Origin of the sequence: Actinoplanes sp. URMC 104 (assembly GCF_051386375.1) — a bacterium.
In the GTDB taxonomy this organism is placed as follows: domain Bacteria; phylum Actinomycetota; class Actinomycetes; order Mycobacteriales; family Micromonosporaceae; genus Actinoplanes.
In genome coordinates, this window is record NZ_JBPQTO010000011.1 from 421787 (window position 1) to 434892 (window position 13106).

Consider the following 13106-nt stretch of genomic DNA (forward strand, 5'->3'; position numbering starts at 1 on the left):
CCGCCCCTGTCGTAGGAATGATCCGGGGGGTGTTGTCGCCGGGCCGGGTGGCGTCGATGGACCGCTGATAGGGACACGGCCACCCACGGTGCTGGGGTAGGTCTCTTCGTAACGTGGCTGCCGGCAGTCGACGCCAGACTGGCGATCGAGATGACGGGTGATGTCGCGGGGAGGCGATGCGGTGCACGGCGACTACCAGGTGTTCCTGGGTCTCGATGTCGGTAAAGAAGGTCACCACGCCGTCGCCCTGGACCGCGACGGCAGACGCCTGCACGACGCGGCGCTGGTCAACACCGAGGGCAAGCTGCGGCAGGTCTTCGACAAACTCGCCAAGCACGGCCCGGTGCTGGTGGTCGTCGACCAGCCCGCCTCGATCGGTGCCTTGCCGGTCGCGGTCGCCCGCGCCTGCGGTCACCAGGTCGCCTACCTGCCGGGCCTGGCGATGCGCCGGATCGCTGACCTGTACCCCGGCAACGCGAAGACCGACGCCCGCGACGCCTATGTCATCGCCGACGCCGCCCGCACCCTGCCACACACGCTGCGCCGCGTGAACGTGGGCGACGACGCCCTCGCCGAGCTGAAAGTCCTGGTCGGCTTCGACGACGACCTGGCCGGGGAAGCGACGCGCCTGGCCAACCGCATCCGTGGCCTGCTCACCCAGATCCACCCCGCCTTGGAACGTGTCTTGGGGCCGAAAGTGCAGCACAAGGCCGTCCTGGAACTGTTGTCGCGCTGCGGTGGACCGGCCGGGCTGCGCAAGGCCGGCCGCCGCAAACTGCTCTCGATCGCGTCCAAGAACGCGCCCCGCATGGGTGAACGCCTCACCGAGCAGATCATGACCGCGTTGGACGAGCAGACGGTCACCGTCCCCGGCACTGCCGCGGCAGAGACGATCCTGCCTCGGCTGGCCGACAGCCTGCGCGACGTCCTGCAACAACGCGACCAGCTCGCCGCCGAGGTGGACAGGATGCTCGATGCGCACCCTCTTGCCCAGGTCCTGACCTCGATGCCCGGCATCGGCGTCAGGACCGCCGCCAGAATCCTGCTCGAAGTCGGCGACGGCAGCGCCTTCGCCACCCCAGGCCATCTGGCCGCCTACGCCGGCCTGGCCCCAGTCACCCGCCGCTCCGGCACCAGCATCCGCGGCGAGCACCCGAGCCGCGGCGGCAACAAGCAGCTCAAACGCGCATTTTTCCTCGCCGCGTTCGCTGCCCTGGCCGACCCCGTCAGCCGCGCCTACTACGACCGCAAACGCGCCCAAGGCAAACGCCACAACGCCGCCCTCATCTGCCTGGCCCGACGCCGCTGCGACGTCCTGTTCGCCATGCTCCGCGACAAAGTCCCCTACCAGCCTCGGCCCGCCACCACTTGACCAAACCCATAGGGACACCCCCCGCCTCGGCCCCGTCTCTTTCGCGCCGCGCCGCGCCGACCCGACTCCGCGCCCCCTTTTGCGCCGCGCCGACCCGCCTTCGCCCCCCTCTGCCGCCGCGCCGACCCACCTCCGCGCTCCCGCCCCTCCTTCGCGCCGCGCCGACCGGCCCCCGCGCCCCCTTTTCGCGCCGCGCCGACCGGCCTCCGTGCCCCGCCCTCTTTTCGCACCGCGCCGACCGGCCTCCGCGCCCCCGCCCCCTCTGCGCGCCGCGCCGACCCGACTCTGCGCCCTTTTCGCGCCGCGCCAACCGGCCTCCGCGTCCCTGCCCTCGCCCCTCGCATCTCCGCCGCCCCTTCGGGCGCTTTGCCGCCTGATCGTTAAGCTCGTGAATTGTTTGCCGCGCTTATCGTGAACGCATGGCAACGGAGAAGCCGAGCACTCCGATGGGGACGGTGTCGTTCCGGCTGGGGCTGCTCGGGGTGGCGCAGGACGCGCAGTACTCCGCCCGGCTGTCCGCCCTCGACCTCAAGCCGAAGCACGTGGCGCTGCTCAGCGTGCTGCACCTGCAGGGCGCCGAGTCGCAGATGGAGCTCGCCGGTATGCTGCGCGTGGCGCCGAGCCTGATCGTCCTGCTCGCCGACCACCTCGAGGCGCGGGGTGCGGTCCGGCGCGTACGCGATCCTGCCGACCGCCGCCGGCAACGCCTCCGGCTCACCGACGAGGGCCGCCGCCTGCTGGAGGAGGCCACCACGGTCGCCGCCGTGCTCGACGCCGAGATCACCGCCGGCCTGCCCGCCACCGACCGCGCCGCCCTGCACCGCATCCTGGACCGGCTGCTCTAAATCCCTGGATCGCGCTAGAACCTGTCGAGCACGTCCCAGACCAGGGCGCTCGTCACCGCCGCTCCGACGCAGGCCACCGCAAGCCGCATCCACGATCGCCAGAGGCCGTGCACGGTCGCGAGCCAGACCAGCACGACCACCGGAAGCACCGCCTGCACCAGCTCGGCGGCCACGAACCCGTTGACGAACGGATCCCCGAGCGCGAGCAACAGCGACGGCGGCGCCTCGATCAGGTCCTGCCACCCGTCCCCGGCCAGCAACCCGCACGCCGCCCCGAGCGCCGCAGCGCCTCGCGGCGCCGGCGCCTCCCGGACGACATGTCCGAGCAGTCCGAGCACCGTCCCCGCGACCAGCGAGCCGGCGACCCACAACGCGGTAGCGAACGCAACGTCCCGAAGCCCGTCCGCCACCACACCCCCGGCCAGCCATCGCCGCGTGCCCACGAGCACCAGCAGGTAGTAGACGAGGGTCGCCGACACGAGCAGACCCGTGGCCCGAGCAACGGCGGCGCCCGCACGCAACATCGAGGACGACGGCACGGCCCGCCCTCGGCCGACTTCCGCGGGCGCAGGCACCGCTGGTCCTGGGCGGGCCTCCGGAGACAAAGGCACTACGAGCCCTGGGCGGACTTCCGGGGACGCAGGCACCGACGGCTCACGGCCGGAACGACGTCCGTCCGCCCGGCCTGCGATGAACGCGGCGAGTCCCCACGCGAAGCCGCTGCTCGTCAGCGCGACCATCACCTGCCCCGCGGCGCCGTCGACGAAGTCGGCCGCGAAAGCCAGCAAGCCCAGCACCACCCCGGCCGCGACCACGCCGCCGAAAGCCCGACGGCGCACGTCGACCACAGCCTGCGTCACCAGTCTCCCTCCTCTGCATCGCGACGGGACCGCCCGACTTCGGGCCGCAGCCCCCTACGCGCGGCAGCCGAGGCGCGAGCGCGGTGTCCACAGCGGGCGCTGCGGACCGGGTCACCCTACGCGGCAAAGGAAGGCGGGACGGAGTTGTCCACAGGACCGAACGACGCGGCGCCCGGATCGGCGGAGTTGTCCACAGGGCCGACGCGTCGGACGAGATGAGCGGACAATGATGAAGCGGATCGTGACGCCGGAGTGATCTGGAGAGCGCTGATGTGGGATTCTTCCGGCTATGACCACGCCGCCGCCGCAGCAGCCTGAGCCGAGCGAGACCGGAGCGGTTCAGCCGCCGCCGGCACAGCCGCCGACGCCGCCCGCCTCGGGCGCGCGGCCGGCGGAAGACGCGCGGCCGGCAGAAGCGGCGCGGCCCGCAGAAGCGGCGCGGCCCGCAGAAGGCACGTCGCCGGCAGAGAAAACTCCGCTGGTCGACGCGCCGACGCACGCCCCGCCGAGTCCGGGTGGGCCGGGGGCGCAAGCGTGGGGCGGGAGCACGCCGACGCCCGGCGAGGCAGGGGGCGGAGTATGGGGCGCGGGCACACCGGCGCCCGGCGGCACACCAGCCGAGGCGTGGGGTCCTGGCGCGCCGGCGGCCGGCGCGGCGCCGGGACGGGATGCGGGCACGCCGGCGGCGGGCGGGACACCGGCCGAGGCATGGGCTTCTGGCGCGCAGCCGGCCGGCGCGGTGCCGGGACGGGATGCGGGCACGCCGGCGGCGAGCGGGACACCGGCCGAGGTATGGGGTCCTGGCGCGCCGGCGGCCGGCGCGGCGCCGGGACGGGATGCGGGCACACCGGCGCCCGGCGGGACACCGGCCGAGGCATGGGGTTCCGGCGCGCCGGCGGCGGGCGGGACGCCGGCGCCGGGATGGGGTGCGGGCACGGCGCCGGGTGGTGGGACACCGGTTGAGGTGTGGGGCGAGGGCGCGCCGGCGGCGGGCGTGGGGCCTACGACGTTCACGCCGGTGCAGCTCCCCGAGGAAGTGCCGCCCCCCGAGGCGGCGAGGCGGCGGCGCAAGGTGAACCCGCTGCTGCTCGCGGGAGCGGCGGGGGTGCTCGTGGGCGCGCTCGTCGTCGGGATTCTGTGGGCGGCCAGCTCGTTCGTGGGCGGGGGCGGCGACGCGGCGGACGACGACGCGGCGGCTGCCTGTGGGGTGTTCGGGCGGGTGCCCGACGAGTGGAAGCCCGAGACGGTCACGGAGGCGAACACCTACCAGCTGGCGGGCGCCATCGCGCTGGCGCAGTCGGCGGGGCGGCGGGACGCCAAGTACGCGACGCTCGCCACCCAGGCGCAGCAGGTGCAGCAGGCGGTGGTCACGTTCGACACGGGCCGGGTGGCGCAGCTCGTGGTCGACGTGCGCAACACCTGCGCGGACCTCTGAGGGCCGGCGATGCACGCGGATCAGATCGCGGTGACGGCCGCGACGGTGCGGGCGCTGGTGGACGAGCAGTTCCCGCAGTGGCGTGACCTGCCGGTGCGGCCGCTGGACTCGCAGGGCACGGTGAACGCGATCTTCCGGCTCGGCGACTCGCTGACGGCGCGGTTCCCGCTGCAGCCGCGGGCCGGTGCGCGGCAGTGGCTGGAACGCGAGGCCGCCGCGGCCGCGGAGCTGCTGGGGCGCACCAGGTTCGCCACCCCGGAGCCGGTGGCGATCGGGGAGCCGGGCGCGGGCTACCCCCTGCCGTGGTCGGTGCAGTCGTGGGTGCCCGGCGCGGTGGCCGCGGACGAGGACCTGGGCGACGACTTCGCGCGCGACCTGGCCGAGTTCATCACGGGCGTGCGGGCCATCGACACCCGCGGGCGCACGTTCGCCGGGGAGAACCGCGGCGGCGTGCTCAAGGACCACGACGCGTGGATGGAGACCTGCCTGGAGCGCAGCGAGCACCTGCTCGACGTGCCGCTGCTGCGCCGGCTCTGGACGGGCTTCCGCGAGCTGCCCCGCGGCGACTCGCCGGACGTGATGAACCACCGCGACCTCATCCCGGGCAACGTGCTCGTCGCGGGCGGGCGCCTCACCGGCGTCCTCGACGTGGGCGGCCTCGGGCCCGCCGACCCGGCGCTCGACCTGGTCGCCGCGTGGCATCTGCTCGACCGCGGGCCGCGCCGCACGCTGCGGGAGTGCCTGCGGCCCGACGACCTGGAGTGGGAGCGCGGCCGGGCGTGGGCGTTCGAGCAGGCGATGGGGCTGGTCTGGTACTACGACCGGACGAACCCGGCGATGCGCCGCGTCGGGCGGCGCACGCTGGCCCGCATCGCCGCCCTTTGACATCGATCAAGTCGGATGGTGGGGTGGGGGCGTGAAGGGTCAGATCGTGCGCTCCCCCGCCGGCGAGCGGATCGTGCTGGACGACGTGGGCGGGCGGGTCCTGCTGGACAACCCGGCCGTACGGGTGTGGGACGTGTCGCTGCACCCGGGTGAAACCCACCCGTGGCACCTGCACCACAACCCGTACGTGGTGCTGTCGATCTGCGGTTCCGAGGGCCGGATGGACTGGCTGGACGGCAGCGAGCCGCGCTTCCTGCACGAGTACCGCGGCGGCGCGGTCTACCGCCCGCTGTCGCCCGTGCACCGGCTGACCAACATCGGCGACCGGTTCTACCAGAACCGGCTGGTCGAGCTGAAGGACCTGGGCGAGAACCTGCCGTCGCCGGTGGACGTCGGCCCGGGCGACCGCAGCGTCGAGGGGCAGCCGCCGGGCCCGCGGACGGCGGACGGGCGCGTGCCGGTGATCCTGCACCCGCACGTCGCCGTCTGGACGGTCGACGGCAGCCGCGAGCTCGACCTGGCCGACCGGCCGCACGTGCTCGCCTCACTCGAGCGGGACGGCGAGGTGGCGTACCACCCGGGCGGCCCGGTCAAGACCGGCGCGGGCGAGTGGTTCGTGGTCGAGCTCGCGTACCCGGCTCAGTAGAGGTCGAAGCGGAACACCTCGAAACCGGTCGCGTAGCGCACACCCAGGCGCGTGCCGGCCTGCCGGGCGAAGCCCTCGAGGAACTCCTCGGCGTCGAAGTCGCCGGAGCCGAGCCCGCGCAGATAGGCGCCGTGCGCCTCCAGCGAGCGCACGCCCAGCGCGAACGTGTCGGTGGTGTCCACGCCGTGGCGCGACCGCGGCGACCCGGCCGCCCACACCTGCCGCACGCCGCCCCACTTCTCGAGGCCCTCCTCCTCGATCTGCTCGCGGAACACCCAGCGGTTGGCGGCGTCGCGCACCGCGTCGAGCACCGTACGCCCGGTGACGATGTGGTCCGACATGTTGAGCGCGGCGCCGTCGGGGTCCCAGCTGTCGCGGAAGTTGTTGGTGATGACGATCTCGGGACGGTGCACGCGGATCACCCGCGACAGCACGGCGCGCAGCGTCACGCCGCCCTCGATCACCCCGTCGGGCAGCCCGAGGAACTCGACGTGCTTGACGCCGACGATCGCGGCGGACGCGCGCTGCTCCACCTCGCGCACCGGGCCGGCCTCGTCGGGGTCCAGGCCGTCGATGCCCGCCTCGCCGCTGGTGAGCAACGCGTACGCCACCTCCTTGCCCTGCGCGGTCCAGCGGGCGATCGCGGCGGCGGCGCCGAACTCGAGGTCGTCGGGGTGGGCCACGATCGCCAGCGCGCGCTGCCAGTCCTCGTCGACGGGCTGCCAGGAAACGTCATCGGTCATGGGGTCATCATGCTCCGCATGTCGCTTGATCGACTGGGCAGAATGGGTGACGTGCCGCGCTCCCCGGGGGATTTTCTCGCTTCGCTCGACCCGCTGCCGTACGCGGCGAGGACCGCCCGCGTCGCCGCCTGGGCCCGCGGCGCCGCCGACCGCGCCGAGGTGTGCGCCGAGCTGCGCGCCGGTGGGGCGCACGAGCGTTCCGTCGCCCTGACCGCGGCGCTCGCGGCCGGCGACTCCGGCGGCGTGCTCGCGGCCCTGGACGACCCGCAGCCGTCGATCCGCGCCCGCGCGCTCGCCGCCGCCCTGCGCGCCGGCCTGCTGACCGCCGGCGGGCTCGACCTCGACCGCCCGGCCGCCGAACGCCGCCTGATCTACCGCACGCTCCGCGCGACCCGAACCACCGGCCTCACCGACGCACTGCTCCCCCCGGCCCGCGAGCAGGACAGCGACGCAGAAGCCGACGCACTGCTCCCCCAGGCCGGCAAGCGGGACGGCAACGCAGAAGCCGACGCACTGCTCCCCCGGGCGCGCGAGCGGGACGGCAATGCAGAAGCCGACGCGCTGCTCCCCCGCGTCCGGGAGTTGTACGGCGACGCGGAAGCGGCCGCGCTGCTGCCCGCGTGCGGCGCCGGGGCCGTCCGCGAGCATCTGCCCGCCCTCGACCACGCGGTCAACCTCACCGCGGTGGCCCGCCGCCACCCCGCCGTGCTGCTCGACCACGTCCGCGACCGCCTTGAGGCCGCCGGGCCGGCCGTGCGGCAGCAGATCTGGGACCGCGCCGCGCACGCCGTGCTGCGCTGCGACCCGGCCGGAGTGCTCGACCTGCTGGAACGGCACGCGCCCGAGGACCGGCTGCCCGGCGAGCTCACCCGCTACGGCGGCCTCGCCGCGCGCGATCCCCGGCGCGTGGTCGCCCTGCTCACCGGCGCCCGTCGCGAGAACTGGCTGCGCGGCCGGCATCTGCCCCGCGCGCTCCTGCGCCGCCTGGCCGTGCTGGACGACCGGGAGCTCGCGCCGCTCGGCCGCGGGATCCGGCACGGGGAGGCGTACGCGCGGCTCTTGAGGGTCCTGCCGCCGAGGCGCCGCGGCGCCTTCCACGACGCGGTGCACGCGACGCTGGGGCCGGCCGACCGCACGACCGACCCCGCGGTCCTCGACGCGCTGCCCCACGCGGTGCGGGCGCGGGAGGCCCGGCGCGAACTCGACCGCCCCGCGGCGCGGGGCAGCGTGGGCGTGACCCGCACGTTCAGCGCGTACCTGCCGTGGCCGCAGGCCCGCGACGCCATCGTGGACGGCACCCGCAGCGGCGACGCGGACGAGCGCGCCCGCGGTTACGTGCTGCTGCTGGAGGCCGCCCGCCGCTCCCGCGACCCGCAGGTGCTCGCCGAGGCGGTCGGTCTGCTCGACCGGCTGCGCAACGAGCAGGATCCCGTACGCGCCGCCGCGCTCTCCGCCCTGGCCGGCGCGGCGCGGCTGCTGACACCCGCCCTCGTGCCCCGGCTCACCGAGCTGGCGACCGCAGCGGCGCAGGCGCGTGACGTGTCGCCGGCGTCGCTCGCGGCGCTCGGGCGGCTCGCGGCCCGAGCGCTGCAGCACCACGGGGACGAGCCCGGGCTGCGCGAGTGGGCGCTGCACACCGTCGAGCTGGTCGCGGACCGCGGCACCGCGCCCGTGCTCGGTCGCCTGGACCGGACGCTGCGGCGCGGCCAGGAGACGCTGGTCTTCGACCGGCTGCGCGGCCGGGCCGAGGCCGGCATGGCGCGCGGCCGGTACGAGCCGCTGTTCGCGCTGACCCGCGCCCTCGGGCGGCGTGCCCGGCTGGTGCCGGGCCTGCAGGAGCTGCTGCGCCGGGCGATCGACCCGGCGAACCCGCCCGAAGTCGCGCAGACGGCGATCACGTTGTGGCTGGACGACCCGCGCACCCGGGGCGGACGGGTCGCGGAGGTGCTCGACGCCGACGGGTCGGCCGCGGCCCTCCCCGTGGTGTGGGAGACGCTGTGCGCCCGGCGCACCGATCTGCTCGACCGAGTGCTCGCCGGCGTGCGGTGGGTGCCGCCGCGGCCGCACCACGCCGACCGGTGGCTGCCCCGGCAGCAGGCGGCCTTCGCACGGCTGCAGGAGGAGGTCGCCGCGGACGCCGGCGCCTCCCACGCCACGCGGGCCGGCGCCATCCGGGCCGCGGCCCGCGTTCCGGAGCTCGGCGCCGCGGTCGCGCTGCGGTACGCGGAGTCGTCCGACGTGGTGCTCGCCGAGGCGGCGCTGGGCGCCCTCGCCTGGACCGACCGGCCGGAGCAGGCGCTGCCGGTGCTGCTCGGGCACGCGGGCGACGACCGGGCCGGCGTCGCGCTCTCCGCGGCGGGGCGGGCGGCCCGGTTCGCCGTGCCGTCGCGCCTGCGCGAGCAGCTCACGCCGGTGCTGCTCGGCCCGGGCAGGGTGACCAGCCGCAAGGAGGCGGCGCGGCTGCTCGGCCGGTTCGGTGGGCCGGCGGCGACGGCGGCGCTGCTCACCGCGTACGCCCGGGAAGGTCAGCACCGCGACGTGCGCGCCGCGGTGACCGCTGTGGCGCGGGATCGCCTCGACACCCCGCAGAGCTGGGACATCCTGCGAACCGCGGTGCGTGGCGCCGTCGAGGAGATCCGCGCCGTGCTGGCCGCGAAGCCGGCGACCGTGGCCGACCGGCACCGCACCCGGTACGCGGAGCTGGTCGCTGCCGCCTGCCGCAGCGACGACCGGCGGGTGCGCGGCGTCGCCTTCGGCCTGATGCCGGAGTGGGCGCCGTGGATCGCGGAGGTCGGCGGGCTGGTCGCCGACCGGCTCACCGACCTCGACGCGGGCCTCGACCGGTACTCGGTGGTGCGGATGATCGAGGCCGTGCACGCGGACGGGCTCGGCCCGGTGTGGCGGCGGCTGCTCGAGATCGACACGGCCGGCGACGCGGGCGCCGCCGGCCGCGACCACCCGGCGCGGGAACGCCTCGGCGAGCTGGCCGACGCCGTGGCGAGCTGGTCCGGCGGCGCCGACTCGGCGATCGACCGCGGACCGGCGCTGCGGGCCGCGCGGGAGCTCGCCGACCGGCCCGGCTGTCTGGTGCCCGCGCTGCGGATGATGGTCATGCTCGGCGGGCTCGACGTGCTGGCGGAGGTGGCCGACCGCTGCGCGGACCGGCCCGTCGCGGCCTACACGGTGGCACGCCAGTTCCGGTACGCGACGATGCCCCGCGAGGACGAGGCGCGCTCGCTGCGGATGACCGCCGAGCTGGGCCGGCGCGGCGACGCAGCGGGCGGCCTGCTGGCTGTCGTCCTCGCGACGCGGGGCAGCCACTACGGATGGTCGCCGGAGTGGCGGGACGCGCTGCTTTCGCTGCGGCGGCACCCCGTCGCGGACGTACGGGACGAGGCGGCCTCGGTCTTCATGAGCTGGTGACACCGGCGTCGCGCAGCCGCCGCGCCAGCACCTCGCAGCGCTCCCGCAGCTCGGGCGGCTCGGCGACGGTGAACGCGTGGCCGAGCAGCACGATGTGCAGCAGGATGAAGTCGAGATTGTCGGCGCCGCTGATCACCTCGCACGCGCCCGGCGTGGTGGCGCGGACCACCGCGGCCGACGCCGGGATCTGCGCGCGGACCGTCTCGGCCGGGGCGCGCACCTCGAAGCGCGCCTGGTGACGGTAGACCCGGCTGGCGACGCTCTCCTGCACGTACGCGGCGGCGTCCGGCGCCGGGCGCGGCCGGAACCGCCAGGTGCGGGCGGAGACCTCGCTCATGCGGTCCAGCCGGAACGTCCGCCAGTCGTCGCGGCCCAGGTCGTACGCCAGCAGGTACCACCGCCGGTCCGAGGCGACCAGCCGGTACGGCTCCACCCGCCGCACGTCGCCCCGGTAGGTGAACTCGGCCTCCACCTCGTCGCGGCACGCCCGGGCCAGCGTCATGAGCACCTCCGAGTCGACGGACGGGCGGCCGCCGCCGAACGACTCCACCGACGCGGCCAGCGCGCGCACCTCGGAGCGCAGCCGGGTGGGCAGCACCCGGTCGAGCTTGGTGAGCGCCCGCAGCGCGGCATCGCCGGTCCCGGCCCCGGCCAGCAGCGCAACCGCCGTGGCGATCGCCTCCTCGTCGTCGAGCAGCAGCGGGGGCAGCGCCTGTCCCGCGCCGAGCTGGTAGCCGCCGCCGACGCCGTTGCCCGCGTGCACCGGATAGCCCAGCGTGCGCAGCCGCTCGACGTCGCGCCGGACCGTGCGGGTCGTGACGCCGAGGCGCCCGGCCAGCTCCGGGCCGGTCCACACCCGACGCTGCTGGAGCAGCCCGAGCAGGGCGAGCACGCGCTCGGTCGTCCCCATGTCGTCCACGGCTGCCAGTTTCGCACCACCTGGCGGACCGATCCTGTCCACCATCCGTGCCAGGGTGGGACCATGGACACCTTCGACTGGAACCGGACGCTCCGCGAGCAGTGGCAGTGGCACTGGGAGAACCAGATCCGCGCGCGGCTCGACGGTCTCACCGACCACGAGTACTTCTGGGAGCCCGCACCCGGGGCGTGGAACGTGCGGCCCCGCGGCACGTCCCACGCGCCCATCCAGGCCGGCGCCGGCGACTTCACCATCGACTTCGCCATCCCCGAGCCGTCGCCCGCGCCGATCACCACGATCGCGTGGCGGCTCGGGCACGTCGTCGTCGGCGTGCTCGCCGTCCGCAACGCCGCCCACTTCGGGGCGCCCGAGGCCTCGTACGAGCAGTGGTCCTACGCCGGCAGCGCGGCGGAGGCGTTGCGCCAGCTTGAGCACGAGCTCGACGTCTGGACGGCCGGGGTGCGGGCGCTGGGCGAGGAGGGGCTGCGGGTGCCGGTCGGCGCCGGGGAATCCCATCCCGACGCGCCGATGGCCGGCCTCGTGCTGCACATCCAGCGCGAGCTGATCCACCATCTGTCCGAGGTCTGCCTGCTGCGCGACCTCTACGCGAGAGAGGCCCACCGATGAGCCGCGATTTTCAGGTCACTTTCGACGCCCGCGACCCGAAGGCGCTGTCGACCTTCTGGCGGGACGTGCTGGGCTACGTGCACCCCGGACCGCCCGGGGTGACGCTGCCCGAGGGCGCCGACCCGCTGGCCGCCTGGGACGACTTCCTCGAGCAGAACAACGTGCCGGCGGAGCGCCGCAACGCCGCGTCCGCGCTGGAGGACCCGGAAGGCAAGCGCCCGCGGCTGTTCTTCCAGCAGGTGCCCGAGGACAAGGTCGCCAAGAACCGGGTGCACCTCGACGTGCGCGCCGCCCCCGGCCTGCAGGGCGACGAGCGGATGGCCGCGCTGGAGGCCGAGTGCGACCGGCTGGTGGCGCTGGGCGCCAAGCGGGTGAGCCGCTCGGAGCCCGACCTGCCGCTCAGCTACGGCTTCATCGTGATGACCGACCCCGAGGGCAACGAGTTCTGCCTCGATTGACCCCGGCCCGGCATGGCCGGCGGCCCGACATGGCCGGCGGCCCGGCCACGGGCCGTCAGCCGCCGTCGGCGCTGCGGCGACGCCGGACGGTCCTGCGCCAGGCGACGAGGAAAGCGCCCGCGATCAGCAGGAAGCCGATGAGCTGAAGACCGGGCGAGTCGTCGCCCTCGCCGAAGATCATGGCGGCGACGCCGAGGGCGATGACGGCCAGCGCGGCCGCGTAGAGCTTCATGGAGTGTCTCCTTCGCGATCGGTTGCGGCCACGCCACGCGGCGTCGGCGGCGACGCCCCGGGCGCAGCGGGAGAGGACGCCGAGCGCTGTCCGCCCGTCGGGCGTGCCGAGCGCGGTCTCGTGGGCGATGTGGTCGTGCAGGTCGGCGGCCACCTCGTCGACGCGCCGGGCGGCGACGTCGGCGGGCAGCCGGCGCGTGTAGAAGCGCACCCAGCGCAGGACCAGGGCCGCGGCACGCTCGCTGGGGCGGGCGCTCATGCCGGCCCCGGCGAGAGACGGGGAACGCGCCCGGCGACCCGGTCGGCGCGCGCCTGGTCGGCGACGTGCACGCCGCGCGCGGTCAGCTCGTAGAGCCGGCGCCGCGGGCGCCCCTCGACCGGCGGATCCTCCCACGCGGAGGTCAGCAGCCCCAGCTCCTCGAGCCGGCCGAGGGCCTTGTAGAGCGTGCCGTGGGCGGTCAGCGACCGCGAGCCGCGCTCCTCACGCAGGGCCTGCGCCAGCCCGAAGCCGTGGAAGACCCCCTGCCCGGCCCGGTGCATCACCAGGGCCGCGGTCAGGATGTCGGCCTCGATCGGCAGCAGGGTTCCGGCTTTTCTCGGCGGCATGCGACCATGTTAGGAAGATATCTTCCCAACCGCAAGCCGGCCCGACCCGGCATGAT

13 protein-coding genes are annotated in these 13106 nt (G+C 75.4%); 8 read left to right on the forward strand and 5 right to left on the reverse strand.

Annotation, left to right across the window (positions count from 1 at the left end):
- Positions 1-181 precede the first annotated feature (181 nt).
- Positions 182-1372 (forward strand): IS110 family transposase, encoded by a 1191-nt coding sequence (locus ACSNN8_RS27730; protein WP_436652580.1) that lies wholly within the window; start codon positions 182-184, stop codon positions 1370-1372.
- 419 nt (positions 1373-1791) lie between these two features.
- A complete protein-coding gene (locus ACSNN8_RS27735; protein ID WP_436652581.1) occupies positions 1792-2217 on the forward strand; it encodes a MarR family winged helix-turn-helix transcriptional regulator in 426 nt (141 codons plus the stop codon).
- A gap of 14 nt (positions 2218-2231) precedes the next feature.
- On the opposite strand, the gene ACSNN8_RS27740 is transcribed toward ACSNN8_RS27735, so the two are convergent.
- Positions 2232-3065 (reverse strand): hypothetical protein, encoded by an 834-nt coding sequence (locus ACSNN8_RS27740; RefSeq protein ID WP_436652583.1) that lies wholly within the window; start codon positions 3063-3065, stop codon positions 2232-2234.
- Between the two features lie 1030 nt (positions 3066-4095).
- Here ACSNN8_RS27740 and ACSNN8_RS27745 point away from each other — a divergent pair.
- The 3 genes from ACSNN8_RS27745 to ACSNN8_RS27755 are packed head-to-tail and all read left to right on the forward strand — an operon-like array spanning position 4096 to position 6043.
- Positions 4096-4512: a hypothetical protein gene (locus ACSNN8_RS27745; RefSeq protein WP_436652584.1), complete on the forward strand. Its 417-nt coding sequence runs from the start codon at positions 4096-4098 to the stop codon at positions 4510-4512.
- A 9-nt stretch (positions 4513-4521) separates the two neighbouring features.
- Positions 4522-5397, forward strand: a complete 876-nt coding sequence (locus ACSNN8_RS27750) for an aminoglycoside phosphotransferase family protein (protein ID WP_436652586.1) — start codon at positions 4522-4524, stop codon at positions 5395-5397.
- 31 nt (positions 5398-5428) lie between these two features.
- Positions 5429-6043, forward strand: a complete 615-nt coding sequence (locus ACSNN8_RS27755) for a hypothetical protein (protein ID WP_436652587.1) — start codon at positions 5429-5431, stop codon at positions 6041-6043.
- On the opposite strand, the gene ACSNN8_RS27760 is transcribed toward ACSNN8_RS27755, so the two are convergent.
- Positions 6037-6786 carry a PIG-L deacetylase family protein gene (locus tag ACSNN8_RS27760; RefSeq protein ID WP_436652589.1) on the reverse strand — a complete coding sequence of 250 codons (750 nt, stop codon included), beginning with the start codon at positions 6784-6786 and terminating at the stop codon, positions 6037-6039. The two genes, ACSNN8_RS27755 and ACSNN8_RS27760, sit on opposite strands and share 7 nt — an antisense overlap.
- Positions 6787-6804: 18 nt before the next feature.
- On the opposite strand from ACSNN8_RS27760, the gene ACSNN8_RS27765 reads away from it, so the two are divergent.
- Positions 6805-10209, forward strand: a complete 3405-nt coding sequence (locus ACSNN8_RS27765; RefSeq protein ID WP_436652590.1) for a hypothetical protein — start codon at positions 6805-6807, stop codon at positions 10207-10209.
- Here ACSNN8_RS27765 and ACSNN8_RS27770 read toward each other — a convergent pair.
- A complete protein-coding gene (locus tag ACSNN8_RS27770) occupies positions 10196-11119 on the reverse strand; it encodes a helix-turn-helix transcriptional regulator (protein WP_436655442.1) in 924 nt (307 codons plus the stop codon). The two genes, ACSNN8_RS27765 and ACSNN8_RS27770, sit on opposite strands and share 14 nt — an antisense overlap.
- A gap of 72 nt (positions 11120-11191) precedes the next feature.
- On the opposite strand from ACSNN8_RS27770, the gene ACSNN8_RS27775 reads away from it, so the two are divergent.
- Together ACSNN8_RS27775 and ACSNN8_RS27780 are read left to right on the forward strand one after the other, a co-directional pair.
- Positions 11192-11755, forward strand: coding sequence for a DinB family protein (locus ACSNN8_RS27775; RefSeq protein WP_436652591.1), 564 nt, complete (start codon positions 11192-11194; stop codon positions 11753-11755).
- Positions 11752-12213 (forward strand): VOC family protein, encoded by a 462-nt coding sequence (locus ACSNN8_RS27780; protein ID WP_436652593.1) that lies wholly within the window; start codon positions 11752-11754, stop codon positions 12211-12213. The genes ACSNN8_RS27775 and ACSNN8_RS27780 overlap by 4 nt, the downstream gene beginning before the upstream one ends.
- 55 nt (positions 12214-12268) lie before the next feature.
- Here ACSNN8_RS27780 and ACSNN8_RS27785 read toward each other — a convergent pair whose 3' ends face one another.
- Both ACSNN8_RS27785 and ACSNN8_RS27790 read right to left on the reverse strand, forming a co-directional pair.
- Positions 12269-12703 (reverse strand): hypothetical protein, encoded by a 435-nt coding sequence (locus tag ACSNN8_RS27785; protein WP_436652594.1) that lies wholly within the window; start codon positions 12701-12703, stop codon positions 12269-12271.
- On the reverse strand, positions 12700-13050 hold the full coding sequence (locus tag ACSNN8_RS27790) for a helix-turn-helix transcriptional regulator (protein ID WP_436652596.1): 351 nt from the start codon (positions 13048-13050) through the stop codon (positions 12700-12702). Before ACSNN8_RS27790 ends, ACSNN8_RS27785 begins: the two co-directional genes overlap by 4 nt.
- Positions 13051-13106: the final 56 nt, after the last annotated feature.

Coding starts and splice junctions, on each gene's coding strand:
- ACSNN8_RS27735 (WP_436652581.1), top strand. CDS start 1,792: ATGGCAACGGAGAAGCCGAGCACTCCGATGGGGACGGTGTCGTTCCGG.
- ACSNN8_RS27750 (WP_436652586.1), top strand. CDS start 4,522: ATGCACGCGGATCAGATCGCGGTGACGGCCGCGACGGTGCGGGCGCTG.
- ACSNN8_RS27760 (WP_436652589.1), bottom strand. CDS start 6,786: ATGACCGATGACGTTTCCTGGCAGCCCGTCGACGAGGACTGGCAGCGC.
- ACSNN8_RS27765 (WP_436652590.1), top strand. CDS start 6,805: ATGTCGCTTGATCGACTGGGCAGAATGGGTGACGTGCCGCGCTCCCCG.
- ACSNN8_RS27770 (WP_436655442.1), bottom strand. CDS start 11,119: ATGGGGACGACCGAGCGCGTGCTCGCCCTGCTCGGGCTGCTCCAGCAG.
- ACSNN8_RS27775 (WP_436652591.1), top strand. CDS start 11,192: ATGGACACCTTCGACTGGAACCGGACGCTCCGCGAGCAGTGGCAGTGG.
- ACSNN8_RS27780 (WP_436652593.1), top strand. CDS start 11,752: ATGAGCCGCGATTTTCAGGTCACTTTCGACGCCCGCGACCCGAAGGCG.
- ACSNN8_RS27785 (WP_436652594.1), bottom strand. CDS start 12,703: ATGAGCGCCCGCCCCAGCGAGCGTGCCGCGGCCCTGGTCCTGCGCTGG.
- ACSNN8_RS27790 (WP_436652596.1), bottom strand. CDS start 13,050: ATGCCGCCGAGAAAAGCCGGAACCCTGCTGCCGATCGAGGCCGACATC.